Source organism: Paracoccus denitrificans, assembly GCF_900100045.1.
Taxonomy (GTDB): domain Bacteria; phylum Pseudomonadota; class Alphaproteobacteria; order Rhodobacterales; family Rhodobacteraceae; genus Paracoccus; species Paracoccus denitrificans.
In genome coordinates this window covers 1-26132 of record NZ_FNEA01000038.1, presented here as the reverse complement: position 1 = coordinate 26132, position 26132 = coordinate 1, and the positions used below count along the sequence as shown (strand labels likewise).

Annotated in this window: 29 protein-coding genes; 15 read left to right on the top strand and 14 right to left on the bottom strand. The window is 69.1% G+C overall.

Going from position 1 to position 26132, the window contains the following annotated elements:
* Positions 1 to 6: 6 nt before the first annotated feature.
* From BLT64_RS22665 to BLT64_RS22640, 6 genes are read right to left on the bottom strand one after another with little or no spacing between them, the layout of a single operon-like run.
* A complete protein-coding gene (locus BLT64_RS22665; protein ID WP_011749666.1) occupies positions 7 to 318 on the bottom strand; it encodes a hypothetical protein in 312 nt (103 codons plus the stop codon).
* A 9-nt stretch (positions 319 to 327) separates the two neighbouring features.
* Positions 328 to 1041 (bottom strand): ribonuclease activity regulator RraA, encoded by a 714-nt coding sequence (locus BLT64_RS22660; protein WP_011749667.1) that lies wholly within the window; start codon positions 1039 to 1041, stop codon positions 328 to 330.
* 14 nt (positions 1042 to 1055) lie between these two features.
* Entirely contained in the window at positions 1056 to 1841 is a 786-nt protein-coding gene (locus BLT64_RS22655; RefSeq protein ID WP_011749668.1) for an SDR family oxidoreductase, read from the bottom strand.
* Between the two features lie 41 nt (positions 1842 to 1882).
* Positions 1883 to 3109 carry a pyridoxal phosphate-dependent aminotransferase gene (locus BLT64_RS22650; RefSeq protein WP_011749669.1) on the bottom strand — a complete coding sequence of 409 codons (1227 nt, stop codon included), beginning with the start codon at positions 3107 to 3109 and terminating at the stop codon, positions 1883 to 1885.
* 25 nt (positions 3110 to 3134) lie between these two features.
* Positions 3135 to 3557 carry a RidA family protein gene (locus tag BLT64_RS22645; RefSeq protein ID WP_011749670.1) on the bottom strand — a complete coding sequence of 141 codons (423 nt, stop codon included), beginning with the start codon at positions 3555 to 3557 and terminating at the stop codon, positions 3135 to 3137.
* On the bottom strand, positions 3554 to 4786 hold the full coding sequence (locus BLT64_RS22640) for a pyridoxal phosphate-dependent aminotransferase (protein WP_011749671.1): 1233 nt from the start codon (positions 4784 to 4786) through the stop codon (positions 3554 to 3556). The genes BLT64_RS22645 and BLT64_RS22640 overlap by 4 nt, the downstream gene beginning before the upstream one ends.
* A 136-nt stretch (positions 4787 to 4922) precedes the next feature.
* On the opposite strand from BLT64_RS22640, the gene BLT64_RS22635 reads away from it, so the two are divergent.
* The gene (locus tag BLT64_RS22635; protein WP_011749672.1) at positions 4923 to 5810 is read left to right on the top strand and encodes a LysR family transcriptional regulator; all 888 of its coding nucleotides are present in this window, start codon (positions 4923 to 4925) and stop codon (positions 5808 to 5810) included.
* A 3-nt stretch (positions 5811 to 5813) separates the two neighbouring features.
* Here the strand turns inward: BLT64_RS22635 and BLT64_RS22630 are convergent, their stop codons facing one another.
* From BLT64_RS22630 to BLT64_RS22620, 3 genes are read right to left on the bottom strand one after another with little or no spacing between them, the layout of a single operon-like run.
* The gene (locus BLT64_RS22630) at positions 5814 to 6740 is read right to left on the bottom strand and encodes a dihydrodipicolinate synthase family protein (RefSeq protein ID WP_011749673.1); all 927 of its coding nucleotides are present in this window, start codon (positions 6738 to 6740) and stop codon (positions 5814 to 5816) included.
* Between the two features lie 10 nt (positions 6741 to 6750).
* Positions 6751 to 7608: a D-amino-acid transaminase gene (locus tag BLT64_RS22625; RefSeq protein ID WP_011749674.1), complete on the bottom strand. Its 858-nt coding sequence runs from the start codon at positions 7606 to 7608 to the stop codon at positions 6751 to 6753.
* An 11-nt stretch (positions 7609 to 7619) separates the two neighbouring features.
* Positions 7620 to 8390, bottom strand: coding sequence for a LamB/YcsF family protein (locus BLT64_RS22620; protein WP_011749675.1), 771 nt, complete (start codon positions 8388 to 8390; stop codon positions 7620 to 7622).
* Positions 8391 to 8562: 172 nt separating this feature from the next.
* Here BLT64_RS22620 and BLT64_RS22615 point away from each other — a divergent pair, with 172 nt between their 5' ends.
* The 11 genes from BLT64_RS22615 to BLT64_RS22565 all read left to right on the top strand — a co-directional run bounded on the left by BLT64_RS22615 (position 8563) and on the right by BLT64_RS22565 (position 18740).
* Positions 8563 to 9549 carry a TRAP transporter substrate-binding protein gene (locus tag BLT64_RS22615; RefSeq protein ID WP_011749676.1) on the top strand — a complete coding sequence of 329 codons (987 nt, stop codon included), beginning with the start codon at positions 8563 to 8565 and terminating at the stop codon, positions 9547 to 9549.
* A gap of 90 nt (positions 9550 to 9639) precedes the next feature.
* Entirely contained in the window at positions 9640 to 10182 is a 543-nt protein-coding gene (locus tag BLT64_RS22610) for a TRAP transporter small permease subunit (RefSeq protein WP_011749677.1), read from the top strand.
* Between the two features lie 12 nt (positions 10183 to 10194).
* Positions 10195 to 11496, top strand: a complete 1302-nt coding sequence (locus BLT64_RS22605; RefSeq protein WP_011749678.1) for a TRAP transporter large permease — start codon at positions 10195 to 10197, stop codon at positions 11494 to 11496.
* 61 nt (positions 11497 to 11557) lie between these two features.
* On the top strand, positions 11558 to 12277 hold the full coding sequence (gene pxpB / locus BLT64_RS22600; RefSeq protein WP_041530559.1) for a 5-oxoprolinase subunit PxpB: 720 nt from the start codon (positions 11558 to 11560) through the stop codon (positions 12275 to 12277).
* On the top strand, positions 12274 to 13338 hold the full coding sequence (locus tag BLT64_RS22595) for a 5-oxoprolinase subunit C family protein (protein ID WP_011749680.1): 1065 nt from the start codon (positions 12274 to 12276) through the stop codon (positions 13336 to 13338). Before pxpB ends, BLT64_RS22595 begins: the two co-directional genes overlap by 4 nt.
* A complete protein-coding gene (locus BLT64_RS22590; RefSeq protein ID WP_011749681.1) occupies positions 13335 to 13985 on the top strand; it encodes a GntR family transcriptional regulator in 651 nt (216 codons plus the stop codon). Before BLT64_RS22595 ends, BLT64_RS22590 begins: the two co-directional genes overlap by 4 nt.
* Positions 13982 to 14932, top strand: coding sequence for an NAD(P)-dependent oxidoreductase (locus tag BLT64_RS22585; RefSeq protein WP_011749682.1), 951 nt, complete (start codon positions 13982 to 13984; stop codon positions 14930 to 14932). Before BLT64_RS22590 ends, BLT64_RS22585 begins: the two co-directional genes overlap by 4 nt.
* Positions 14929 to 16200: a hydantoinase/carbamoylase family amidase gene (locus BLT64_RS22580; RefSeq protein ID WP_011749683.1), complete on the top strand. Its 1272-nt coding sequence runs from the start codon at positions 14929 to 14931 to the stop codon at positions 16198 to 16200. The genes BLT64_RS22585 and BLT64_RS22580 overlap by 4 nt, the downstream gene beginning before the upstream one ends.
* The gene (locus BLT64_RS22575; RefSeq protein WP_011749684.1) at positions 16197 to 16832 is read left to right on the top strand and encodes a GntR family transcriptional regulator; all 636 of its coding nucleotides are present in this window, start codon (positions 16197 to 16199) and stop codon (positions 16830 to 16832) included. The genes BLT64_RS22580 and BLT64_RS22575 overlap by 4 nt, the downstream gene beginning before the upstream one ends.
* A gap of 4 nt (positions 16833 to 16836) precedes the next feature.
* Complete coding sequence (locus tag BLT64_RS22570) at positions 16837 to 18030, top strand: M24 family metallopeptidase (protein WP_011749685.1); 1194 nt, start codon at positions 16837 to 16839, stop codon at positions 18028 to 18030.
* Positions 18031 to 18053: 23 nt separating this feature from the next.
* Positions 18054 to 18740: a fumarylacetoacetate hydrolase family protein gene (locus BLT64_RS22565; RefSeq protein WP_011749686.1), complete on the top strand. Its 687-nt coding sequence runs from the start codon at positions 18054 to 18056 to the stop codon at positions 18738 to 18740.
* A 167-nt stretch (positions 18741 to 18907) separates the two neighbouring features.
* Here the strand turns inward: BLT64_RS22565 and BLT64_RS22560 are convergent, their stop codons facing one another.
* Positions 18908 to 20167 (bottom strand): ATP-binding protein, encoded by a 1260-nt coding sequence (locus BLT64_RS22560; protein WP_011749687.1) that lies wholly within the window; start codon positions 20165 to 20167, stop codon positions 18908 to 18910.
* On the bottom strand, positions 20164 to 20883 hold the full coding sequence (locus tag BLT64_RS22555; protein WP_011749688.1) for a response regulator: 720 nt from the start codon (positions 20881 to 20883) through the stop codon (positions 20164 to 20166). The genes BLT64_RS22560 and BLT64_RS22555 overlap by 4 nt, the downstream gene beginning before the upstream one ends.
* A gap of 208 nt (positions 20884 to 21091) precedes the next feature.
* Between BLT64_RS22555 and BLT64_RS22550 the strand changes: the two genes are divergently transcribed.
* The 3 genes from BLT64_RS22550 to BLT64_RS22540 all read left to right on the top strand — a co-directional run bounded on the left by BLT64_RS22550 (position 21092) and on the right by BLT64_RS22540 (position 22664).
* Positions 21092 to 21700: a Spy/CpxP family protein refolding chaperone gene (locus tag BLT64_RS22550; RefSeq protein ID WP_011749689.1), complete on the top strand. Its 609-nt coding sequence runs from the start codon at positions 21092 to 21094 to the stop codon at positions 21698 to 21700.
* Between the two features lie 71 nt (positions 21701 to 21771).
* Positions 21772 to 22248: a hypothetical protein gene (locus BLT64_RS22545; RefSeq protein ID WP_011749690.1), complete on the top strand. Its 477-nt coding sequence runs from the start codon at positions 21772 to 21774 to the stop codon at positions 22246 to 22248.
* 11 nt (positions 22249 to 22259) lie between these two features.
* Positions 22260 to 22664 carry a hypothetical protein gene (locus tag BLT64_RS22540; protein WP_011749691.1) on the top strand — a complete coding sequence of 135 codons (405 nt, stop codon included), beginning with the start codon at positions 22260 to 22262 and terminating at the stop codon, positions 22662 to 22664.
* Between the two features lie 59 nt (positions 22665 to 22723).
* On the opposite strand, the gene BLT64_RS22535 is transcribed toward BLT64_RS22540, so the two are convergent.
* The 3 genes from BLT64_RS22535 to BLT64_RS22525 all read right to left on the bottom strand — a co-directional run.
* Positions 22724 to 23005: an RcnB family protein gene (locus BLT64_RS22535; protein ID WP_011749692.1), complete on the bottom strand. Its 282-nt coding sequence runs from the start codon at positions 23003 to 23005 to the stop codon at positions 22724 to 22726.
* 47 nt (positions 23006 to 23052) lie between these two features.
* Positions 23053 to 25059, bottom strand: coding sequence for a MacB family efflux pump subunit (locus BLT64_RS22530; protein ID WP_011749211.1), 2007 nt, complete (start codon positions 25057 to 25059; stop codon positions 23053 to 23055).
* Positions 25052 to 26132, bottom strand: a 1081-nt coding sequence (locus BLT64_RS22525) for an efflux RND transporter periplasmic adaptor subunit (RefSeq protein ID WP_074810293.1), incomplete at its 5' end; no start/stop codon positions are given. The genes BLT64_RS22530 and BLT64_RS22525, both read right to left, overlap by 8 nt.

Below are 26132 nucleotides of genomic sequence, written 5' to 3'. Positions count from 1 at the left end.
AGCGTCCTACTCGTCGATGACGCAGCGACGGCTGTCAACGGGCGATACCAGAATCCGGATGGGACCTCCCGGGACAAGATCCTCGACATCGGTGCCGTGCCGCAGCAGCCCCTTGACCAGGCGCGTTTCGCCGTGGTCGCGGAACGACACGTCGATCAGGGGCAAGGCGGTCCTTTCCGGGGCGGCGTAATAGGCCGCGTCGATGCGGGCGACGACCCGCCGCCAGTGCCGGCGCCGCCAGCGGTGCAGCAGCGCCGGCAGGATCGCGGCCGTCGCCATCAGGGTCAGGACGGCGATGACCGGGACCAGCTCGCGCATCCCGGTCGGTTACGGCTGGCCGGCCTTGAAGGCTGCGTATTTCGCCTTGTTCTCGGCATTGGGCGGATAAAGGCCGGGCAGGGGCACGCCCTGGTCCACCTGATCCATGATCCAGCCCTCCAGCCGTTCCTGTTCGGTGGCCTGCGCGGCGACCTCTTCGACCAGCGCGGCGGGGATCAGCACGGCGCCGTCGTCGTCGACGACAATCATGTCGCCGGGATAGACCGCGACGCCGCCGCAGGCGACGGGCTCCTGCCAGTTCACGAAGGTCAGCCCCGCGACCGAGGGCGGCGCGGCCACGCCGCTGCACCAGACCGGCAGTCCCGTCGCGCGCACGCCGGCCACGTCGCGCACCACCCCGTCGGTGACCAGCGCCGCCACGCCCCGCTTTTTCATCCGCGCGCAAAGGATGTCGCCGAAGATCCCGGCATCGCTGACCCCCATCGCGTCGGTGACGCAGATGCAACCCTCGGGCATGGCCTCGATGGCGGCGCGCGTCGAGATGGGCGAGGACCAGCTTTCCGGCGTCGCCAGATCCTCGCGCGCGGGAACGAAGCGCAGGGTGAAGGCGCGGCCGACAAGGCGGGGCTGGCCGGGGTTCAGCGGCGCCGCGCCGCGCAGCCAGACATTGCGCAGGCCCTTTTTCAGCAGCACCGTCGTCAGGGTCGCGGTCGTGACCTTGGACAAGGCTTCGATCAGCGCGGTTTCGTTTTCCGTGGTCATGGGTCCGTCCTGTTTCAGATGCTGGCGATCAGGCCGCCATCCACGCGGATGGTGCTGCCGGTGATGTAGGAGGCGCGGGTGCTGGCGAGATAGGCCACCGTGTCGCCGTATTCCTCGGGCTGGCCATAGCGGCCGACCGGGATCGCGGCGACGCTTTCGGCCGCGACCTCGGCGGTGCTGCGGCCCTCGCGCGCGGCCTTCTGCTCGTCCAGGAAGGTGATGCGCGGCGTGGCGATGCGCCCCGGCAGGATGATGTTGCAGGTGATGCCGTCGCGCCCGACTTCGCGAGCCAGCGTCTTGGACCAGCCGACCAGCGACAGGCGCAGGGCGTTGGACAGGCCCAGGTTCGGGATCGGCGCCACCACGCCCGAGGAGGTCGAGGTGATGATCCGGCCCCATTTGCGTTCGCGCATGCCCGGCAGCACGCGGTCGGTCAGCGCGATCACCGACAGGACCATGGACTGGAAGCTTTGCTGCCACAGCGCCGCGTCCTGGCCCGAGACGGTGCTGGGCCTGGGGCCGCCGGTATTGTTGACCAGGATGTCGACGGGGCCGAGTTCCGCCTCGATCCGGTCGACGTTCGGGCCGATCTGCGCCAGATCGCCCAGATCCCAGGTCAGGGGCAGCGCCTTGCCGCCCTCTTGCCGCAGGATGCGGGCGGTTTCCTCGACCGCCGCGCTGTCGATGTCGCCAAGCGCCACCCGTGCGCCCTCGGCGGCAAGCGCGCGGGCGATCGCCCGGCCCAGCCCGCCGCCTGCGCCCAGAACCAGCGCTGTCTTTCCTCTTATTCCAAGATCCATCATCGTCTCCGTTCCTGTTGTGGGCTCGCCCCTCGGGCGGTTCAGGACAGCTTCTTGCAGGCTGCCTCGATGCGGGCGCAGGCCCTTTCCAACTGCTCGGTCGCGGTCGCGAAGGAGATGCGGAAATAGGGCGCAAGCCCGAAGGCGCTGCCGGGGACGGCGGCGACGCCGGCCTCTTCCAGCAGCCACATGACGAAATCGCCGTCGCTCTCGATCACCCGCCCGTCGGGACGGCACCGTCCGATCATGCCCGCGCAGGACGGGAACAGGTAGAACGCGCCCTCGGGCTTGCGGCAGGACAGCCCTTCGATGGCGTCGAAGGCGGCAAGGCACAGGTCGCGGCGCTCGCGGAAGGTCCGGTTCCGAGCGGCCAGGAAATCCATCGGCCCGTCCAATGCGGCAAGCGCCGCCGCCTGGCTGACCGAACTGGGGTTCGAGGTCGACTGCGATTGCAGCGTGGCCATCGCCTTGACGATGTCCGCGGGCCCTCCGGCATAGCCGATGCGCCAGCCGGTCATCGAAAACGCCTTTGACACGCCGTTCACGGTCAGCACCCGCTCTGCCAGCCGCGGCTCGACCGCGGCGATGGTGGCGAATTGCCAGCCGTCATAGCGGATGTGTTCATACATGTCGTCGGTCAGCACCAGGATGTGCGGGTGCGCCAGCAGCACCTCGGCCAGCGCGGCCAATGCCTCGGCCGAATAGCCCGCGCCGGTCGGGTTCGAGGGCGAGTTCAGGATCAGCCATTTCGTGCGCGGCGTGATGGCGGCGCGCAGCGTGCGCGGGGTCAGCAGGAAGCCGTCTTCCTCGGGGCAGGGGGCGATGACCGGCGTGCCGCCTGCCAGCCGCACCATGTCGGGGTAGCTGACCCAATAGGGTGCGGGGACGATCACCTCGTCGCCCTCGTCCAGGGTGGCCAGCAGCGCGTTGTAGATCACCTGCTTGCCGCCGGTGCCGACGCTGATCTGCGCGGGCTCGTAGTCCAGCCCGTTCTCGCGCCTGAACTTGCGGATGATGGCCGCCTTCAGTTCGGGCGTGCCGTCCACGTCGGTATAGCGGGTCTTGCCGGCCGCGATGGCATCGTTTGCGGCGCGCTGGATATGCTCGGGCGTGTCGAAATCCGGCTCGCCTTGCGACAGGCCGATGATCTCCTTCCCCGCCCGGCGCATCTCGGCGGCAAGGCGGGTCATGGCGATGGTCGGCGACGGTTGCACCGCCATCAACCGCGAAGAGAGGCGTGAGGCGTTGGGCTTGGCTGCGATCTGCATCGGTGGTCCTTTGGGTGGGGTGCGGTCAGGTGGCCGCGACAAGCTGGATCTCGACGGGCGCGTTCCCCGGCAGGGACGCCACGCCCACGGCGGCGCGGCTGCCGATGCCGGCATCGCCCAATTCCTCGCGCAGATAGGCCGAGGCGAGGTCGGCGATGCGGGAATGGGCGGCAAATCCCGGCTCGGCGGCGACATAGACCGTCAGGCTCAGGATCGCGGCAAGGCTTTCGCCCGGAGCCAGCATCCCGTGCGCCGCCGCCAGCGCATTGCCGCAGGCCAGTCGCACCGCATCGCGATAATCATCGACGGGCGCGTCGGCCCGGACCGGACCGTGATGCAGCAGCACGCCATCGCGGCGCGGGGTCATGCCCGAGGTGAAGATCAGCGTGCCGTGGCGGCGGGCCGGGACGTAATCGCCCTGCGGCACCGGCTGGGGATGCGCGCTCATGCGCGATACCGTTCGACCAGTGCCGCCATGCGCTCGACCGCCGCCACGGCGGCGCGATGGTCCTGCGAGAAGTTCAGCCGCACGCAATCGCCGTGATGCGGGCTGAACTCGGTGCCCGGGGTGACGACGGTGCCGGCCTGAAGCCGCAGGATCCTGACGAAATCCGCATGGGAAACCGCAAGCGCGGGCAGGCGCGGGAACAGGTAGCTTCCGGCCTGCGGCGCGCGGGCGAAGCCGTCGTCGATGCCGCGCAGCACCGCAAGCAGGTCGTCGCGGATCGCCTGGTGGCGCCGGATGCGCTCGTCCATCCAGCCCTCGGGCTCGGCGAACCAGGTCCGCAGCACGGCCTGGCAATAGCCCGCGGCTCGCAGGCTGACGATGGCTTGCAGCTTTTCCATCCGCGCGATGATCGCGGGCGAACCGAAGGCCACGCCCAGCCGATAGCCGCTGAGCGATTCCGTCTTGGACGGTCCCATGATCGTGATGATGTTCTGCGGGTCCACGTCCTGCGCCCGCAGATGGGTATAGGTCACGCCGGAATAGCGCAGCCGCGAATAAAGCTGGTCGACGATGACCGTCGCGCCATACTGCCCGGCCAGCGCCGCGATCCGGGCGATCTCGGCCGGGGAATAGACCACGCCGGCGGGATTGTTGGGGTTCGAGAACAGAAAGACCCTGGCCCCGCCGCGAAAGGCGGCTTCGAGCTGGTCGAGGTCCAGCCCGGCGCGATCCTCGCCCGCCGTCTCGTAGTCCACAGTCTCGTAGTCTAGACGCACCGGGATCATCTCGCCTTCGAAGAACTCGACCAGCTTGCGGTTGGCGAAGTAATCGGGCTGGACGATGGCCACCTTGTCGCCGCGCGCCACGGTCGCGGCCACCGCCAGGAACAGCGCGCCCTGCGTGCCGGGGGTCACGATCATGCCGTCGCGGGCGTCGATGGGGGCGCCGGTGAAACCGGCCAGACGGGCGGCGACCGTCTCGCGGATCTCAAGATCGCCGCGGTATTCGGTATAGGCTTGGCGGCCGCCCCTGGCGACGCCTTGCGCAAAGACCTCGAAAGCGCCGGGCGTGGGTTCATGGGCATCGACATCGCCATGCGAGAAATCCACCGGGCGGCCCGGCAGGACGTCGCCGCGCAGCAGCGCCTGGATGCCGGCGGCGTTCTGGCGGACCTCTTGGCCGGGTGCGTTGTCGGTGGCCAATCTGGCGAACTTGTTCTGGATGTTCATCGCTCTGGTCCGTGAAGGTGTCGGAAGGGGCGGGTTGCGTTGGGGGCGGGCGGCGTTTCCCTGGGCGCATCTTACGCCAGTCGGAGCGCAAGAAAATCTGGCTTATTCTTGCTTCAGAAGATAGAAAAACCATCTTATGGATATTCGTTTTCTGGAAAGCTTCGTGACCGTGGCCGAATGCGGCTCGATCGCCGAGGCGGCGCGGCGGCTGAACCTGACGCCCGCCGCGCTGGCCCAGCGGCTGCGTGCGCTGGAGCAGGATCTGGGCCATTCGCTGGTCAGCCGGGTGGGGCGCACGGTGCGGCCGACCGCCTCGGGCCTGGCGGTGCTGCGCCATGCCGGGGCACTGATCGAGGGCGCGCGCGACCTGCGCGCCATCGCCGCCAACGACCAGCCCGAGGGACAGTTGCGCCTGGGCGCCACGGCGACCGCGCTGACCGGCCTGCTGCCCGCGATCATCGAGACGCTGGGCGCGCGCCATCCGCGGATCGAGCTGTTCATCCGGCCCGGCGCCTCGGTCGATCTTTATCACGGTGTCGTTGCCGGCGACCTGGATGCCGCGGTGATCGTGCGGCCGCAATTTCCGGTGCCCAAGGCCACGGGGTGGCTGACCCTGCGCGAAGAGCCTCTGGTGCTCATAGCGCGTGCCGGCATGGCGCTGGACGATCCGTTCGACGTGATCCGGCGTCACCCCTTCATCCGCTATGATCGCAACCAATGGGGCGGCCAGATCGTGGACCGTTTCCTGCGCCAACAGGGGCTGAAGGTGCGCGAATGGCTGGAGCTGGACGCATTGGACGCCATCGCCGCGCTGGTCAGCCGGGGGTTGGGCATCGCCATCGTGCCCGATTGGGCGCCGCCATGGCCCGAGGGGCTGCGGCTGGAAAAGCTGCCGCTCGCGGGTGCGGGCTCGCGCCAGACCGGCGTGCTGTGGAACCGTTCCGGCGCGCGTATCGCGGCGGTGCGCGCATTCGTGGATGTCTGTGGCGGTGGACAGGCCCCGACGCAGGGACGGGGCCTGTAGGGATCAGGCGGCCAGCCGGGTTTCCAGCCGGGCCATCAGCCGCTCGACCTCGGCGATATCGGTGGCACTCAGCCTGGGCCCCGGTGCGCGCGTGGCGGCCGAGGCGATGGCGCCCCGCCGCATCAGCACATGTTTGCGCACCGCCAGGCCAAAGCCGGGTTGCTGCTCGTGGCGCAGGATCGGCAGGTAGCGGTCGAAGAAATCTTCGGCCGCGTCCACCTGCCCGGCGCGGTGCAGGGCGACGGTCTGCACCAGCGCCTCGGGATAGGCAAAGCCGGTCATGGCGCCGTCGGCGCCGCGCTGCAATTCTTGCGGCAGGTAAAGCCCGCCATTGCCGACCAGGATCGACAGGCGCGGCGTACCGGGCGTTTCCTCATCTGCGCGGAGCGCGGTGATCTTGCTCAGCCCCGGCCAGTCCTCGTGCTTCAGCATCATCATCTGCGGCAGTTCCGAGGACAGCCGCCGGATCAGCGCAGCCGAGACGGGCAGGCCGGTCGCCAGCGGGAAATCCTGAAACACCATCGGCACATCCGGGCCGAGCGCCTGCGCCACGGCATGGAAATAACCCTCGATCCGGTCCTCTCGCGCGGGGCCGGCGGCGGGCGCGACCATGACGCCGGCGGCACCCCGATCCATGGCGTGACCCGCCAGATCGGTCAGGTTGCGCATCCCGGCGTCCGAGACGCCGACGATCACCGGCAGGCCTGCGGCCCGGTCGATCACCGTGTCGACGACGGCGCGGCGCTCCTCCGGGGTCATCTTGTTGGCCTCGCCCATCATGCCCAGGATGGTCAGGCCGGTGACGCCGTGGCCGGCATAGAAATCGACCAGCCGGCGCAGGCTGTCGTGGTCGATCTCTCCCCTGTCGGTGAAGGGGGTGGCGGCGATGATGAACACCCCGCCGCTGTCGCGTCCGATTCGCTGTGCCATGGCTGTTTCCCTAGATTGCCGCCGCGCGGCGGGTTTCGATGTAGATGTCGCGGATGCGCCGCGTCAGCGCGCCGGGGGCGCCGTCGCCGACGGCCTGTCCGTCGATGCGTGTCACCGGCACCACGAAATTCGTGGCCGAGGTGATGAAGGCCTCGCGGGCGGACCTTGCCTCGTCGGAGGTGAAGGCGCGCTCCTCGACGCGGACTCCGTGCGTGCCCGCCAGTTCCAGCACCGAGGCGCGGGTGACGCCCGGCAGCAAGGCATGGGACAGGTCGCGCGTGACCAGAACGCCCTCGGCCGTCACGATATGGGCCGTGGCGGCGCAGGCTTCGGTGACAAGGCCGTCCTCGACCAGCCAGGCTTCGTCGGCCCCGCGGGCCATGGCCTCCATCTTGGCCATCGAGGGATAGAGCAGCTGGATCGTCTTGATGTCGCGCCGTCCCCAGCGCAGATCCGGCAGCAGCGCGACCGAGATGCCTCGCTCGGCCGCCTTGTTTTCCAGCACGTTCTTGGCCTGGGTGAACAGCAGCAGCGTCGGCGGCGTGCCGGCCGGGGGATAGGCGAAGTCGCGGTCGGCGGCGCCGCGGGTCAGTTGCAGATAGATCATGCCCTGATCCAGCGCATTGCGCGCCACGATCTCGCGGTGGACGGCCAGCAGCGCCTCGGCATCGAGCGGGACGGTCAGCCCCAGTTCGCGCGCCGAGCGCTGCAACCGCGCGGAATGGCCGGCATATTCGACCAGCTTGCCGTCCAGCACGCAGGTCACCTCGTAGATGCCGTCCGCCATCAGGAAGCCGCGGTCGAACACCGAGACGCGGGCTTCGGATTCCGGCAGCCAGGCGCCGTTCAGGTAAAGGATTCTGCTCATCTCTCCCTCGGTCAGTTCTTGGCGAAAGGCGCGATCTTGATGCCGTTTTCGATCAGTGCGGCGCGCAGGGCCCGGACGATCCCGACGGCGCCCGGCGTGTCGCCGTGAACGCAAAGCGTCTCGGGCAGGACCGGCAGCCGCTTGCCGCCGGTGGTCGGGATATGCCCGTTCACCACCATCTCGAGCACCTGGTCCAGGCTTTGCCGCGGGTCGTGGATGACGGCACCGGGCTGGCTGCGCGGCGTCAGTTCGCCGGTGTCGGTATAGGAACGGTCGGCATAGATTTCGCAGGCCACGCGCAGCCCGGCCTTTTCGGCGGCCGCATGAGTTTCGGAATAGGGCAGGGTGACGAATGTAAGGCCGGGATCCACGGCGCGAATCGCCCGAACGCACAGCGCGGCCAGGTCGGGATCGACCGCCGCCATGTTGCCAAGCGCGCCATGCGTCTTGACATGGGTCATCGGGTGCCCCTCCAGCGCGCACATGCCCTGCATGGCGACGATCTGGTAGATCAGCTGGGTTTCGAGATCCTCGGGACGTTCGCCCGAGATGCGCCGGCGCCCGAATCCGTAAAGGTCGGCAAAGGACGGATGCGCGCCGACCGAGACGCCGTTTTCCCGTGCCATGCGGATCGTGCGGCGCATCACCACCGGATCGCCGGCGTGAAAGCCGCAGGCGACGTTCGCCGTGGTCACCAGCTGCAGCATCGCTGCGTCGTCGCCGATCGTATAGGCGCCGAAGCTTTCCCCCATGTCGCAGTTCAGATCGATTGTGCGGGCCATTCCTGCTCCTGTTGCTGCGCAAAAAACGTGCATTGCGGATTTTGGCGATTTTTTCGCGGCGAGTCCGAAGCAGTTGTTGACAGACCGGATTTCGCTGCGCCAGATTGGCATACAGGTGGTATACTGAAAATTCAAGCATCCTCCTCGCAATCCGACGAAAAAGGAAAAAATCATGAAACAGGGAAGAATCTTCGCTTTCGCGGCCGCTTGCGCCGTCGGGCTGGGCGTGTCGGCGGCTGTGGCCGAGACCGCCTGGGACATGTCCGTGGTCTGGCCCGAGGGCAATTTCCACACCCAGAACGCCATCGCCTTTGCCGAAGCGGTCAAGGACGTGACGGATGGCGAGGTGGTCATCACCGTCCATTCCGGCGGTGCGCTGGGCATCAAGGGCCCCGAGGGCATGGCGGCGGTTCGCGACGGGCTGGTGCCGATCGCCGACATCCTGCTGAACCAGCAGGTGGGCGAGGCGCCGATCCTGGGCATCGAGACGCTGCCCTATCTGGCGCCGACCATGCCGGACCTGGCGCTTCTGCACAAATTCTATCGGCCCAAGCTCGAGGAGGTGGCCGAGGGCATGAACCAGAAGCTGCTCTACCTGGTGCCGTGGCCGGGGCAGGCGGTGTTCGCACCCAATCCGATCAATGGTCTGGACGACATGAAGGGCCTGACGGTCCGCGTCGTGGATGCCAACGGTTCGTCCTATTTCGAGGCGCTCGGCGCCACGCCGGTGCAGATGCCCTGGGGCGAGGTGGTGCCCTCGCTGGCGGCAGGCACGATCAAGGGCGTGACGACCTCGTCCTCATCGGGCGTGGACGGCGCCTTCTGGGAGTTCACCAAGCACATGAACACCTTCAACTGGCAGGCGTCGTCGAATGCCGTGATGGTGAACCTGGATGCCTGGAACGCGCTGGAGCCCGAGACCCGCGCTTCCATCGAGGCGACCGCCGCCAGGATGGAGGGCCAGTTCTGGCTCAACAGCCAGGCCGAGGACGCCAAGAAGCTGGCCGTCCTGCAAGAGCACGGCATCGAGATCACCGAGCCCTCGCCCGAACTGCGCGCCGCGCTTCTGGAAAGGGCGAAGCCGCTTTGGGACGATTTCAAGGCGCGGGTGCCGGATGCGGCCGCCTATATCGACGCCTACCTGACCGCCCGCCAATAGACCGGCCCGCCGCAGACCGGCCCACCGCGCCCCGATTCCGTGACGGGGCGCCGCCTGTCCGCAACCGCGACAAGGACAAAGGACGGAGCCATGCTCGAAACGACTTTCCCTGAAACCCGGCCCTTCGGGTGCATCATCTCAACCATCGACTTCTTGACCGGCATCGGCGGCTATGCCGCGGCGCTCAGCCTGCTGGGCATCCTCGGGCTGATCCTGGCCGAGATATTCACCCGCAACTTCCTGGCCAGCTCGCTGCATTTCTCGTGGGATCTGGCGGGGTATCTGATGGGCGCCTGCTTCCTGCTGGGCTGCGGCTCGGCCATGAAGGCGGGCAGCCATGTGCGCGTGACCGCCCTGATCGAAATCTCGTCCCCCATCGTCGGGCGGGTTCTGGAGATCGCCTCGACGCTCGTGGGGCTGGCGATATGCGGCGCGCTCAGCTGGGCGCTGATCGACATGGCCGTTCTCTCGGGCCAGCGCGGCTCGACCGCCGCGACGACCTTCCGTGTGCCGCTGGTCTATCCGCAGGCGGTGCTGGCGGCAGGTGCGGTGCTGTTGACGCTGCAATGCCTGGCGCAGGTCCTGCGCCTGCTGCGCGGCGAGGCGCTGACCTCCGGTCCCGGTCTGGAATAGGGGAAGCCTCGCATGGCAACGATCGTCTTTACCCTGCTTTTCCTGATGGCCGTCCTGCTGGGGTCGGGCATGTGGATCGGCATCGGCCTGATCGGCACCGGCATCGGCCTGGTCGAGATATTCAAGCCCAACCTTCCGGCGCTGAAACTGCTGTCGCAGCAAAGCTGGAACACCGTGGTCTCGCCCGAGTTGCTGGCGCTGCCGCTGTTCATCCTGATGGCCGAGATCCTGTTTCGCACCCGCATCTCCGAGGCGCTGTTCAGCGGGCTGTCGCCCTGGCTGCGCCGGGTGCCGGGCCGGTTGAGCCATCTGACGGTGCTGGGCTGCACGCTGTTCGCCTCGGTCTGCGGCTCGTCGGCGGCGACCACGGCCACGGTCGGGCGCATCACCGCAAAGGAGCTGATCGACCGCGGCTACAACCGCGATCTGGTCACCGGCAGCCTTGCCGGGGCGGGCACGCTGGGCTTTCTGATCCCGCCCTCGACCATCATGATCATCTATGGCGTGATGGCCGAGGAATCGATCCTGAAGCTGTTCATCGCGGGCATCCTGCCCGGCTTCATGCTGGCTGCGGCCTATATGGGCTATCTGGCGATCCGCTCGATGATGAACCCGTCGCTGGTGGGTGCCCCGCCGCCGCCCAGTTCGCTTTGGGACAAGATCGTGGCGCTGAAGGACCTGGGTCCGCTGCTGCTCCTGATCCTGGGTGTCATCGGCTCGATGTATGGCGGCATTGCCACGCCGACCGAGGCGGCCGCCGTGGGCGTCGCCGCCTCGATGCTGATCGGCTTCCTGCAGCGGACGCTGGACCTGAAGGGCGTGCTGATCGCCGCCCGGCATGCCGCCGAAAGTTGCGCGATGATCGGGCTGATCATGATCGGCGCCATGTTCCTGTCCACCGCCATCGGCTATCTGGGCGTGCCGCGCTATATCGCCTCGGAAATCCAGGGCTGGGGCATGTCGCCCTTCATGCTGATCGTCGTGCTGCTGATCTTCTACGTCATCCTCGGCACGGTGATGGAGGGGCTGGGCATCATCGTCATGACCCTGCCGATCACCCTGCCTCTGGTCCTGGCGGCCGGCTACGACAAGGTCTGGTTCGGGATCTTCCTGGTGATCGTGGTCGAGATGGCGCAGATCACCCCGCCGGTGGGCTTCAACCTGACGGTGATCCAGCGTCTGACGGGCGACAGCATGGGGCGCATCACCCGCGCCACGATGCCGTTCTTCTACATCATGTCGGCATTCGTGCTGCTGATCGCGGTCTTTCCGGGGATCATCGACCTGCTGCCCGGCATGATGGCGGGACGATAGGGCAGGGATGCCCGCGGCCCGCACGGGGCCGCGGCGCACGTCACCAGAACAAGAAGAAATGATGCAACCCAAGATCCTACCCTGCGGCGATACCGCGCTTTCGCTGCAATTCGGCGAAACCATCGATGCTAAGGCCAATGCGCGGGTGATCGCCACCGCCGCGCGTCTGGAGGGCATGGCGGTGCCGGGCCTTGTCGATATCGTGCCGACCTATCGCTCGCTCCTGCTGCGCTACGATCCCGAAATCGTCAGCGGCGCCCGCCTCGAAACCATCCTGGCCGGACTGGCGCCGGATGATTGCGCAAGCGAGGCGCCGTCGCGGCTATGGGTCGTGCCCTGCCTCTATGGCGGAGAGGTCGGCCAGGATCTTGACGAACTGGCCCGGATGAAGGGGATGCCGCCCGACGAGATCGTCGCGCTGCACTCGGCGGCGGAATACCGCATCTACATGATCGGCTTCGCGCCGGGCTTCGCCTATCTGGGCGGCCTGCCCGAGATCCTGCACACGCCGCGCCTGCCCAGGCCGCGCCAGAACATCCCGGCGGGCGCGATCGGCATCGGCGGGCAGCAGGGCAATATCAACTCGGTTGCGGGGCCTTCGGGCTGGCGCTTCATCGGCTGGACGCCGCTGCGATCATTCGATCCGTCGCGGACCGAGCCCTTCCTGTTCCGGGCTGGCGACCGCATCCGGTTTCGTCCCATCGATGCTGCCGAGGCCCAGGTCCTGGCCGGCCGCGTCGCGGCAGGAGAGGCGATTCTCCAACCCGAGGCCATGGCATGAGCGTCGAGATCGTTTCCGCCGGGCCGATGCTGACCGTCCAGGACGCGGGCAGGATCGGGCTGCGGCATATGGGCGTCTCGGATGCCGGTCCGGTCGATGCCGCCGCCATGGCACTGGCCAACGCGCTTTGCGGCAATGCGTCGGGCATGGCGGCGCTGGAATTCGCCGGTCCGGCCGGCAGCTTCACCACCTCGCGCCCGGTGCGCTTTGCCGTCGCGGGCGGGGATTGCGACATCCGCATTGACGACCGCATCGTGCAGGCCGGCGAAAGCCACCGCCTGAAGCCGGGCGAGTTGCTGCGGATCGGGCTGGCCCGAGAGGTGGTCTGGGCCTATCTGGCCTTTTCCGGCGGCATCGCGACGGCGCCGGTCCTGGGGTCGCGGGCCACGCATCTGCGCAGCGGGTTGGGCGGGGTCGATGGGCGCTGCCTGCGCGGGGGCGATATCCTGCCGCTGGGCGCGGACCAGCCGGATGTCCCCTGCCTGCGCCCGGCTTCGCCGCTGCAAGGGGCCAGCCTGCCGCGCGGACAGGGGCCGATCCGCGTCGTGCTGGGACCGCAGCAGGATTATTTCGATGCCGGGACATTGGCCAGGCTGACGGGCGAGGAGTTCCTGGTCACGCCGCAACGTGACCGCATGGCCATGGTGCTGGGCGATGCCTGCCTGCCTGCCGCGCGCGGGCATGACATCGTCTCGGACGGGACCGTGCCCGGCTCGATCCAGGTGCCGGGATCGGGCCAGCCGCTGGTTTTGCTGGTGGAAAGCCAGACCACCGGCGGCTATCCCAAGATCGCCACGGTGATCTCGGCCGACCTGCCGCGCCTGGCGCAGCTTCCGGTCGGAAGCCGCATCCGCTTCGCCGCGGTCTCTCGCGACGAGGGTGAGCGGATCGGCATCGCCCGCGCGCGCGCGCTGCGGGATGCCCTTGCCGCACTGGTCGCCAAGCCCGAGGGCATCCTGCGCTCGGACTATCTGCTTTCCTGCGATCTTGTGGGCGGTATCGTCTTCCCCGAGGAAGTCGTCTGGGCGGAAGCGGTCATGAGAAAGGGGCGCAAGGCATGAGCATATCGTCGAACCTGTCGCAGGAAGCGCATCGCCGGATCATCGGCATGATCTTCGAGGGTGCGCTCAAGTCGGGTGATGCCCTGCAAGAGGCACCGCTGGGCGAGCGGCTGGGCATGTCGCGCACCCCCGTGCGCGAGGCGATCAAGCGTATCGAAAGCGAAGGGCTGGCCGAGACCTCGGGCCGTTTCACGCGTGTCCGGCACATGCGGCGCAGCGAGTTCGAGGAGATCTTTTTCCTGCGTTTGCAGCTTGAGCCCTTTGCCGCGCGGGCGGCGGTGCGCCTGCCGCCGGCACAGGTGGATGCGATGGAGGAGCGTATCCGGCGCCTGATGGCGGCAGGCCCGGAGCTGGATGGTAGTCATTTCCAGACCGACAACGACTTCCACGACATGATGCTGCAACCGCTGGGCAACCGGACGATCAGCGCCGTCGTCGCCTCGCTGAGGCGGCGCACCTGCGTCTTCGACCATACCCAGGTGCCCGACCGTTTCCTGCAGGGCTGCGACGAGCATCTGGATATCCTGAACGCGGTGCGCTCGGGCAATGCCGATGCCGTGGCCACCGGGATGGTGCGGCATCTGGAAAACGCACGGGATGCCGTCCTGGACCGCCTGGACCGGATTTCGGCAGAGACCGCGCCATGAAATGCCTGATCGTCCAACCCATCCACGAATCGGGCCTGGCCCTGCTGCGCGAGAACGGCATCGAGCCGGTGCCCTGTCCCGCGCCGGACATGGCGACGGTGGCGCACCACATCGCCGGCTGCCAGGCCGTCATCACCCGCGACGCCGGCCTGTCCGCCCCGGCCTTTGCCGCGGCCGGCGAGCTGCGCGTGGTGGTCGTCCACGGCACCGGCCATGATCCGGTGGACAAGGGCGCCGCCACGGCGCGCGGGGTCGTGATCGCCAATACGCCGGGCGCCAACGCGCAATCGGTGGCCGAGCTGGCGCTGGGCCTGGCGCTGGCCGTGGCGCGGCGCATCCCGGCGGCGGATCGCGCGCAGCGGGCGGGCGTCGCCGGATTTCGCGAATCCGCCCGCTTCGCCGAGCTGTCGGGCAAGACCGCGCTGATCGTCGGCTGGGGTGCCATCGGGCGCAGCTTCGGCCGCATGCTGGACCGGGCGCTGGGTATGACGGTGCTGGTCCATTCGCCGCGCGCCTCGGATACGGCGCCCTATCGCCGCGCCGCCGATCTTGCCGAGGGGCTGGCGCAGGCCGATCTGGTCTCGCTGCACACGCCGCTGCGGGCCGAGACGCGGGGCATGATGGGCCTCGCGCAGTTCCGGGCCATGAAGCCGGGGGCGATCCTGCTGAACCTCGCCCGTGCGGGGCTGGTCGACGAGCCGGCGCTTTGCGAGGCGCTGGCCTCGGGGCGGCTGGCGGGGGCCGGGCTCGACGTCTGGTCCGGTGATGCGCCGCAGGGGCCGCTGGCGGCCTTCCCCAATGTCGTCTTTACCCCGCATCTGGGCGGCACGACCGAGGACGCGCTGAAGCGCGTGGCCGAGGCCGCCGCCCGCCATGTCATTTCCGCGCTTTCCGGCAGGCTGCCCGAAACCGCGATCAATCCCGAAGTCTGGAGCCAGACCGCATGACCATCCTTGCCGCGCGCCGCCAGAACACCGTCATCGGCGACACGATCGCCCGCGTCCTGTCGCGCGTGAACGCGATCACGCAGGGCGGGCCGGGCCATACCCGCCCCTCCTACAGCGACGAGGAATCCGCCGCCCATGCCGTCGTCGAGGACGAGGCGCGGGCGCTGGGGCTGGAGGTCCGCCGCGATCCGGCCGGCAACCTGTTCGCCCGGCTCAGGGGCGGCGATCCGGTGGCGGTGCCGCTTTACGTCGGCTCGCATCTCGACACGGTCAGCCAGGGCGGCGCCTATGACGGGCAGGCCGGCGTCGCGGGCGGGCTGGCGTTGATCGCGGCGCTGCGGGCGCATGGCGCGACCCCGGCGATGGACATCGTCCTGACCGTGACCCGGGCCGAGGAAAGCGTCTGGTTTCCGGTTTCCTATATCGGCTCGCGCGCGGCGCTGGCCCGGCTTTCCCCCGAGGATCTGCAGGCCCGGCGGGTCGATACCGGCCGCAGCCTTGCCGATCACATGCGCGATCAGGGTTTCGATGCGGATGCGGTCCTGGCCCATGAACCGCCGGCCCCGGCGCGCTTTCTGGAGTTCCATATCGAGCAGGGCCCGGTGCTGGATGCCGCCGCCGAGCCCTATGGCATCGTGACCGCGATCCGCGGCGGGCTGCGCTATCGCGCGGCGCGGGTGCATGGCGCCTGGGCCCATTCCGGCGGGGCGCCGCGCCATGGCAGGGCGGATGCCGTGGCGGCATTCGCCGAACTGGTCGTGGCCATGCAGCGGGTGTGGGACGAATTGCTGGCGCAGGGCCGCGACCTGACGGTGACTTTCGGCCGCGTCGATGCGGCAACCCCCGCCCATGCCATGGCCAAGGTGGCGGGAGAGCTGGAGTTCTGCCTCGACATGCGCTCCGAGGACGTGGCGGCGCTGGATCTTGCCGACCGGCTGCTGCGCGCCGAGATCGCCCGGATCGAGGCCGCCCAGCCCGGCATCCGCTTCGAGCTGGGCCGGCAAAGCCGCAGCCAGCCGGCGGCACTGTCGCAGGCCATGGCCGATCTGGTGGCGCGTGGTGCCGAACGGCTGGGCGACCGGCCGCGCCGCATGCTTTCAGGCGGCGGGCATGACGCGGCCGCCTTTGCGGCGGCGGGCTGGGACAGCGTGATGGTCTTCATCCGCAACTGGAACGGCAGCCACTGCCCCGAAGAGGCGATGGACGAGGCCGACCTCGCCCGGGCGGTCGAGGCCGTGTTCCTTGCCCTTGCGGAGGACCGGACATGACGGCCGAGACCCTGTCGCAAACCGCCTATCGCCGCATCAAGCAGGATATCCTGGAAGGGCGCATCGCCCCGGATTCGATGCTTTCCGAACGGGAACTGGCGTTGCGGCTGGGCATCTCGCGGACGCCTCTGCGCTCGGCCCTGTCGCGGCTCGAGAACGAGAACGTCATCGGCAGGCTTGCGAATGGCGCGCTGATCGTGCGCTCGGTGACGGTCGAGCAATTGCTGGAAATCGTGCAATTGCGCCAGGTGCTGGAACGCGCCGCCGCCGCGCGCGCCGCCGAGCGCGGCATCACCGACGAGCTGCGGCAGGTCTGGGACGAGATGCTGCCCTATGCCGAGGGCCGTTCGGTCGGCTTCGACGAGTTCTGGCAGGTCGACGAGCGCTTCCACGCGGCCGTGGCCCGTGCTGCCGGACTGGAACTGCTGCCCGCCATCCTGGCCGAGCAGCGCGCCGTCGCCCGGCGCTGCACCATCACCCGCGTGCATGACCGTTTCGACGAGCAGGCGCGCGAGCATATCGCGGTGCTGGAGGCGATTTCGCGCGGGGACGCCTCGGCTGCGCGCGACGCCATGTCGCTGCATTTCGAAAACGTCCGCAACCGCTTCCTTGGCTGGTTCTCCAAAGGCTGAAAAGATGAAGATGATCGACGACCTTATCGCCGCGCCGCCGGCCGACCCCCTGCAAGGCGGCGATGCCGTTTTCCCCCAGGCGGAATTCACCGGCCGCCTCGCGCGCCTGCGGCTTGCCATCCAGCCGCTGGGCGCGGACGCCGTCATGCTGACCGGGCCCGAGAACATCTTCTGGGCCTGCGGTCGCCAGACGGCGGGGTATTTCGCCTTTCAGGCGCTGATCGTCCCGCTGGAGGGGGAGCCTGTCCTGCTGGTGCGTCAGTTGGAGACGACCGGCGCCCGGGCCTCGACCTGGCTGCGCGACATCCGCGCCTGGCAGGACGGCGAGGATCCGGCCCGGGCGTTGGCCGAACTGGTCGCGGATCTGGGGATCCGCCGCCTGGCGGTCGAGCGCGACGGCTGGTTCGTCAGCCAGTCGCTGGGCGCCCGCATATCGGCCGCGCTGGAAGGCGTGGATCTGTGCGACGGCGCGTCGGTGGTCGAGGGGCTGCGTGCCGTCAAGTCCCCGGCCGAGCTTGCGGCGATCCGGCTTGCGGCGGGCTATGCCCAGGCCGGTCTGGGCGCGGCCATCGAGCGCTGCGCCGCCGGCGTCAGCGAGAACGACCTGGCCGCCGCCATGTTTTCGGCGGCGATCTCGGCCGGGTCCGAGGCGATGGCGATGGAGCCCTTGATCTCGTCGGGGCCACGCTCGGGCGTGCCGCACGCGACCTGGCGCCGGCGTGTGCTTCTGGAGGGCGATCCGGTTTTCCTTGAGCTTGCCGCCAGCCACGACCGCTATCACGCCGCCCTGATGCGCAGTGTGTGGATCGGGTCGCCGCCGGCCGAGGCGCGGCGCATGATGGATGTGGCCCTGCGGGCGCTGGATGCGGCGCTGGCGTCGATGCGGCCCGGCGTGCCTTGCAGCCTGCCCCATGATGCGGCGCAGGCCGTCATCGACGATGCGGGATATGCGGCGGCCTTTCGCAAGCGCATCGGCTATTCGATGGGGGCGGCATTCGCGCCGGACTGGGGCGAAGGGGCGATCCTGTCGCTGTTTTCGGGCGTGTCCCGCGAACTCGAGCCGGGCATGGTCTTTCACCTTCCGGCCACGCTGCGGGCCTATGGCGCCTTCACGGTCGGCGCTTCCGAGACCGTGATCGTGACCCGATCCGGCATCGAGATCCTTTCCGACCTGCCGCGCACCCTTTGCATCCGTTGAGATTTCTGACAGGAGCGACGCCCATGACCCATGTTCTTCCCTTGCCCGCCATCCCCTCGGTTCCCGTCGCCGGCAGCGACGACCGCTTTCCGGTGCGCCGGATCTTTTGCGTCGGGCGCAACTATGCCGATCATGCCCGCGAAATGGGCCACGACCCGGATCGCGAACCGCCGTTCTTCTTTTCGAAGCCTGCGGACGCGCTGCTGACGGACGATGCGCCCTTGCCCTATCCGCCCAGGACCGCAGACCTGCATTACGAAGGCGAGTTGGTGGTGGCGATCGGCAAGGCAGGCCGCGACATTCCCATGACCGAGGCGGCACGGCATGTCTGGGGCTATGCGGCCGGCAACGATTTCACCCGCCGCGATCTTCAGGCCGAGGCGAAGAAACTGGGCCGGCCCTGGGACATGGCCAAGGGCTTTGACCATTCGGCGGCCTGCGGGGCGATCACGCCCGCGGCGCAAGCGGGACCGATGGATCGCGGCCGGATCATGTCGACGGTGGACGGTGTCGTCCGGCAGGACGGCGACCTGGGGCAGATGATCTGGTCGATCCCCGAGATCGTGGCGATCCTGTCGGGCTATGTCGGCCTGGCGGCGGGCGACCTGATCTTTACGGGCACTCCGGCGGGCGTCGGCGCGCTGTCCCGCGGTGCACGGGTGGCCGTGCGGATCGACGGCCTGGCGCCGCTGGTGACGGACATCGTCTAGACCTGTCTCGGCCCTTCGATCGCGGGTTCTGGTGAGGCCCGTTTTCGATCCGTGCCGGGGGCCATGGTCCTTTTCGAGACCATGACCCCCGAACGCGGAACCCACTTTTCGCTTTGCCGCTCTCATTTTAGAGCCTCAGATGCGCAAGGCGCCCGATCTGCCGAGGGTCAGGACCGGCCGGATTGTGCGCAGGGCAGGGTGCAGATCTGCAAAAGCCCGCGCGGCTCGCGGTTGCGGATGGTGATCCGGCCCAGATGGCGCTCGACGATCTCGCGCGCGATGGCAAGGCCGAGCCCGGCGCCGGGAAAGGATTTGCGCCGGGCCTGATCGACGCGGAAGAAGGGCTCGAAGATCTGCGCCAGCAGTTCGGGCGGCACGCCGGGGCCGTCGTCCTCGATCCTGATCACCGCATCGTCGCCCTCGCGCGCCAGCGCCACGCGCGCCCCGCCGCCATGGGTCGCGGCATTGGCGATCAGGTTGCGCAGCGCGCGCTTCAGCGCGATGGGGCCGGCATGGACGGTCAGCGGCGGCAGCGCGCCCAGCTCGACCTTCTGGTCCAGCGCGTGCAGTTCCAGGGCGATCTGGCGCAGCAGACGGTCCAGCCGGATCGGTTCGCCCCCGTCCAGCCCGACCTCTTCGCGCACCAGCCGGATGGCGCTGTCGGCGATCATGTCCAGCTCTTCGAGATCCGAGAGCCATTTCGCCCGCTCGGCATCGTCCTCGATGAACTCGGCGCGCAGCCGCATGCGGGTCATCGGCGTGCGCAGGTCGTGCCCCGCCGCCGCCACCAGCCGCATCCGGCTTTCCATCGCCTGCCTCAACTGCGCCGAGAGCCGGTTCAGCGCCCGTGCCGCCGTCCGCACCTCGCCCGTGCCGGTTTCGGGGATCTGCTCCAGGACGCCGTCGGGGCCGACGCGATCCACCGCATCCTCGAGCAGTTGCAGCGGCCGGGTCAGCCGGCGCGCGGCATGGATCGAAATGGCGGCGCTGCCCAGCACGATCAGTGCCAGCCAGATCACCAGCACCTTCCAGCGGCCGGGGGGTGGCGACAGGTCCGGTATCTCGGTGATGAACCAGCGGCCGTCGCCGACCCGGATCGAGGCGGTGAAGGATTCCTGGCCCGGCAGCTTGCTGACCCGCGCCTCGAGCGGCTGGCCGGTATGGCGCAGGGCGCCGCCGAGAAAGCGCGACATCCGCTCGTCCGGCTCGCCCCCCGCGGGTGCGGGCTGCAAGGCGCCCGGTCGGTCCTGGGGTTGGCCGTGGCCCAGCAATGCCAGGGTCGCATGGATCTGCCGCGCCACCGGCTCCATCGTGGCCTGCGGCAAGGGCGGGCGCATCACGCTGGTCGCGGTATAGGTCGCCAGCACCACGACGCTGACGATGGCCGCGATCAGCAGGGCGGCGATGCGGGTCTGGAGCGAGCTCATCCCCGCATCGCCCCCATGCTGACCGGCACGGCCAGTTGATAGCCCCCGTTGCGCACCGTGCGGAAGATCGGCGTCGGCTCCTTCTCGGCCAGCTTGCGGCGCAGCCGGCTCATCAGCACGTCGATCGAGCGGTCCAGCGGATCGCGGTCGCGGCCCTGGGTCAGGTCCAGAAGCTGGTCGCGCGACAAGAGCCGGCCCGGACGTTCCAGAAAGACGCGCAACAGGTCGAACTCGGCGCCGGTAAGCTCGATCTCGCTGCCGTCTGCGGCCCGCACGCGGCGCTGGCCGGGATCGACATCGAAACCGGCAAAGCCGTAGGTCCGGGCCTCAGCGGCGGCGGGCTCGTCCTGCCCGCCGGTGCGGCGCAGCACGGCCTTGATGCGGGCGACCAGTTCGCGCGGGTTGAAGGGCTTGCCCAGGTAGTCGTCGGCACCGAGTTCCAGCCCGATGATGCGGTCCACGTCCTCTTTCAGCGCGGTCAGCAGGATGATGCGCAGTTCCGGCCGGTGTTCGTGCAGGCTGCGGCAGATGTCGAGGCCGGAGCCGTCGGGCAGCATCACGTCCAGAACGATCAGGTCCGGGGCACCGTCCGTCACGCGCGCCTCGCATTCGCGGCGGTCGGCGGCGGTCGAGACGCGGAAACCCTGCCCCTCGAGATAGCGGCGCAGCAGGTTGCGGATTTCGGGATCGTCGTCGACGATCAGGATATGGTTCATCGTCACCACCTTGATATGCGTCCGTTCTAGCGGATTTCGGCACGCGTCGCTCAGGCAAATTTGTGACGAAACATTGCTGAATCGGCCTTCGGAAACACTCGTTTGCAAATCTCGGCCGCATGGAAAGAATTCGTCACCGGCAAGACCTAAGCCGGACAAGCGGCAACTGTAGCTTCATCGGCATCGCAACCGATGAAAGGTCTGTCCGATGAAGAATATCCCGATGAAAGCCCTGGCGGTGGCCGCCCTGCTGGGCGCAGCCGGCACTCCCCTCGCCGCGATGGCGCAGAATGCGGGCGAGGCACCCCCCGCCAGGGCGGAGGAACCTGCCCGTCCGATGCTTGGTCCTGCCGCAGCCCCTCATGGTCGCCCCGACGCCTTCCGCCTCGATATCGGGCGGCCCGGTCCGGGGGGCATGTCGCCGGCTCTTGGCCTTTCCGCGCATCTTGCCGCAACCGAGACGTATCTTGGCATCACCGGAGAGCAGCAGGATGCATGGCGCGATTACAGCCAGGCGTTGATCGCCTTCATCGAGCCGCCGGCTGCCGATGCCCGCGCCGAGGGCGATGAGCGACCCGCCGATCAGGCCCGGCCACTGGCTGCCGAGCGCATGGCGCAGCATGCGCTGGCCCGCGCCGAAAAGGCCCGCGCGCTGCTGGCTGCAACGACCGCGCTGCGCGGGACGCTGGAGCCAGCCCAGCTGGAGAGGTTGCAGCAGGTCGATCCGGGTTTTGGTCCCGGCCCGCACGGCCCGCGCCATGAAGGCCCGGAACGGCAGCAGCCTGGTCCCCGGCATCAACCCGCGCCGGCGCGCTGAGCCGGCCCGCGTCGGGCAAAGGCGCCCGACGCGCCCTTCTTCCAGACCGCAGAACAGCAAGGACAGATGCAATGCGTCGCTTTTTCATGATCACCGCGATCGCGGCAACGACCTTGGGCAGCAGCCAGATGGCCATGGCCGAGACCCGCCCGGACGGCCCGCCGCCGGAATGCCGGCAGAACGACCGCAAATGCCCCGCGCCCCCGTCCAAGGACGCTCGCAAGAAAGGGGAACGGTCCAAGGGCGAGCACCGGCCGCCGCCTTCGGCAGAAGCCCGGCGCGACGGGCACAAGCCGCGCCAGGCGCCGGATCACCGCCCGGGAGAGGGGCGGGAAGCGAAAGGCAAGCCTCCGGCGGATGGGCGCCAAGCCCTGCGCGTGGGCGACAGCGGCCGCGACGGCCGTGCCTTCCAGCGCGCCGGCAACAGCCGCTATGCCCCTGCACCGCGCGGGCAGGAATATCGCGTGATCCGCGACCAACTCGTGCTGGTGGACCAGAAGAGCAAGCGGATCGTTTCCATCCTCGGCCCGATCCACGCGCAACGCTGAAGGGGAAGCCCATGAAAAGGATGATGATCCTGGTGGCCATGACGCTGCTGAACCTGGCCACGACTCCTGCCTTGGCCGAGCCCGCCGCGCATTGCGGACAGGCCGACCAGCGCTGTGCGGTCAAGGCCGAGCCGGCGAAAAAGGCCCAGCCGTCGAAGAAGGTCGAGCCCGTGCAGAAGGCCCAACCGACGAAAAGACATACCCCGTCCGATGCCAGGGCGCAGACCCGCAAGGGCCCCAAGGTCGGCGAGATCATGAATGGCGGCCGTGCGCTGAAGACCGCCGAGGCGCGCAAGCTGGCAAGACCGGCAACCGGGCGGGCCTATCGTGTCATGGAGGACCGGGTGGTCCTGGTCGATGCCAGGACGATGAAGATCGTTCAGGTGCTGGGGCTGGCTTCGGACATTCTTCGCTGATCGGCTCATGCGGCAAAGGGAAGGCGGCGACCGGGTGCTCCGGCCGCCGCCTTTTTCGTTCAGCGGCCCGAGTAAAGCGCCGGCACGGTCGAGAGGACACGCCCCGAGGCATCCACCAGCAGGAAGGCGCCGGGCTGCAACTCCCAGCGCCGGCCTGCCTCGGGTTTGGGCAGCGCATGGTTGTGATAATCGACCACCAACCCGCGGCCGCTGCGTGCCGCAGGCTCGACGGCTGCGGGCTCCGTGCCGTCGGGATAGCGGAAGATATGCCCGGTCGGTTCATCCTTCTCCGAACAGGCGGCCAGCGTGGCCATCAGGGCAAGCAGGGGAATGATTTTCACGCTATTTCCTCTTTTGCATTTTCTTGGAACCCGAATTCCCCCCCCATTCACCCTTTTTGGAGTGCTTTGACGGGGTCGAGTTTTGCGGCGTTGACGGCCGGGAGGTATCCGAATGCGAGGCCGATGGCGCAGGCGCTGGCGAGGGCGGCGAGCATGGAGAGGGGGGAATAGACCAGGGTGAAGTCGCTGCTCATGCGCTCGAAGGCCAGGCCGAAGCCGAGCGCGGCCAGGATGCCGGCGATGCCGCCGATGACGCAGACCAGCACCGCCTCGATCAGGAATTGCGCGCGGATGTCGCCGCGCCGGGCGCCGACCGCCATGCGCAGGCCGATCTCGCCGATGCGCTCGGTGACCGAGACCAGCATGATGTTCATCACCCCGATGCCGCCGACCACCAGCGAGATCACCGCAATGGCCGCGATCAGCAGCGCCAGGGTCTGCGTGGTCGAGGTGATGGTCTGGCGGATCTGGTCGTTGTTGACGATGAAGAAGTCCCTGGTGCCGTGGCGCCGGGTCAGGATGTCGGCGACCATCTGCTCGGCCAGCGCCATGTCCACGTCGTCGGCCACCCGCAGGGTCAGCCCGCTGACGCTGGTCGAGCCCAGGTAGCGCGCCTGCACCGTGGTATAGGGGGCATAGACGGTCAGGCTGGTCGAGCCGCCGGGGCCGCGGTTCTGCGCCTCGGCCACGCCGATCACCCGCAGGGGCACCTTGCCGGCCATGAAGACCTGCCCCAGCGCCGGGCCGTCGCCGAAGAGGCTGGTCCGGGTGTTCTCGTCGATGACGACGTTCTGGCCCATCGCCGCCACGTCGGCCTCGTCGAAGCCGCGGCCCTGGGTCAGCGCGACGCCGGCCACGTCGAAATACTGCTCGCCGACGCCGCTGATCTGGGCGCTGGCCTCGGTGGCGCCGTGGCGCAGGGTGGCGCTGGTGCCGACCGTCGGGCTGACCGAGGCGACATGGGGCTGGCGGGCCAGCGCCGCGGCGTCGGCGGTGACCAGCGTCGTCACCCGCCCCGAGCGCATGTCGCCGAAATCGCGGCCCGGAAAGATCTGCAGGGTGTTGGTGCCCAGCCCGGCGATGTTCTGCAGCACCTGCCGGCGCGAGCCCTCGCCCAAGGCCACCACCGAGACCACCGAGGCGATGCCGATGATGATGCCCAGCATGGTCAGGAAGCTGCGCAGCTTGTGGGCGCGCATGGAAAGCAGCGCCATGCGCAGCGCCTCGGCCAGCCGGCCCAGCACCGGCACGGCGGCGCGGGCCTGAACGCGGGCCTGAACGGGGGCCTGAACGGGGGCCGGTTGCGGGGCGGGTTGCGGGGCCTGTGCGGGGCCGGGCCCGGGATCGGCGGCCGGCGCCCCGGTCCGGCGGTCCGCGACGATGCGGCCGTCGGCGATCTCGACCACGCGATGCGCCCGCGCCGCGACCCTGGGGTCGTGGGTGACGATGACCACGGTGCGGCCCTCGGCGTTCAGCCGCTCCAGGATGCCCAGCACCTCGTCGCCGCTGCGGCTGTCGAGCGCGCCGGTGGGCTCGTCGGCCAGGATCACGCGGGCGTCGTTGACCAGCGCCCGGGCGATCGAGACCCGCTGCTGCTGGCCGCCCGAAAGCTGGCCGGGCCGGTGCCCCGTCCGGTCGCCCAGCCCCAGCCGCTCCAGCAGGTCGCGGGCGCGGGCGCGGCGGGCATCGGCGGGCAGGCCGCGATAGATCGCCGGCACCTCGACATTCCCCAGCGCCGTCATCTCGGAGAGCAGGTGGTAGCGCTGGAAGATGAAGCCGAAGGTCTCGCGGCGCAGCGCCGCCAGCTCGCCCGCGCCCAGCCGCGCCACCTCGCGCCCGTCCATCCGGTAGCTGCCCGAGCTGGGCCGGTCGAGGCAGCCCAGGATGTTCATCAGCGTCGACTTGCCCGAGCCCGAGGCGCCCATGACGGCGACGAACTCGCCCTGGCCGATGTCGAGGTCGATGTCCGTGAGCACGCGCAGCACCCCCTCGCCCGAGGGGTATTCGCGGCCGACGCCGCGCAGCCGGATCAGAGGGGCGCCCGTCTCAGCCACCCAGCGGCCCCATCATGCGGCGGCTGCCGCGGGGGGCGGCGGCGGCCGGGGCGGCGCCCTGCTCGCCGGTCACCACGCGCTCGCCCTCGGCCAGGCCCGAGACCACCTCGGCCGCCACCTTGTCGTTGAGCCCGATCACCACGTCGCGGGTCTCGATGCCGGCGCCGCCCAGCACCCGGACCTGGTGGCTGCCGTCGGGATTGCGCCGGCCGAGCGCGCTGGACGGGATGGTCAGCACGTCCTGCGCCGCGCCCAGCACGATGCTGACCTGGGCGGTCATGTAGCTGCGCAGCCGGCCGTCGGGGTTCTCGACCGGGACGATGCCGGTGTAGTAGATCGCGCCGCTGCTGCTGTCGGTGCCGGTGCCGCCCTGGATGGCGCTGTCGTTGACGATGCTCTGCGGCGCCGGCGCGATGCTGTCCAGCACGCCCTCGTAGCTGCGGCCGCTGTCGTCGAGCAGGCTGAAGCGCACCTTCTGGCCGGGCCGGACCTTGCCGATATCGGCCTCGGAGATCTCGGCATGCACGTCCATGCGGTCGAGCTGGCCCAGCACGACGATGGTGGGCGAGGACTGCACCGCGTTCACCGTCTGCCCGGCCTGGCTGACGATGGCCAGCACGGTGCCGGCCATGGGGGCGGTGATGCGGGTATAGTCGAGGTCGGTGCGGGCGATCTCGATGGCGACCTCGGCCTGGGCGATCTGGGCCTGCAGCGCGGCGATCTGGGCGCGGGCGACGTCGACATCCTGCTGGGCGCTGTCCATGGTGCTGCGCGAGGCGGCGTTCGAGCGGATCAGGTTCTGCTGGCGTTCCAGGGTCTTTTCGGCCAGGGCCAGCACGGCGCGGCGCTCGGCCATCTGCGCCTTGAGATTGGCCAGCGCCGCCTGTGCGGTGCGCAATTCGTTGGCCTGCTGGACCGAGTCGATCCGCGCGATCAGGTCGCCCTGCTCCACCCGCTGGCCCAGAACCACCGCCAGCTCGGTGATCCGACCCGAAACCTGCGCACCCACCGCAACAAGGTTCGAAGGCTTCAAACGACCCTCAGCAAGAACCGATACCTCAAGAGAACCGCGC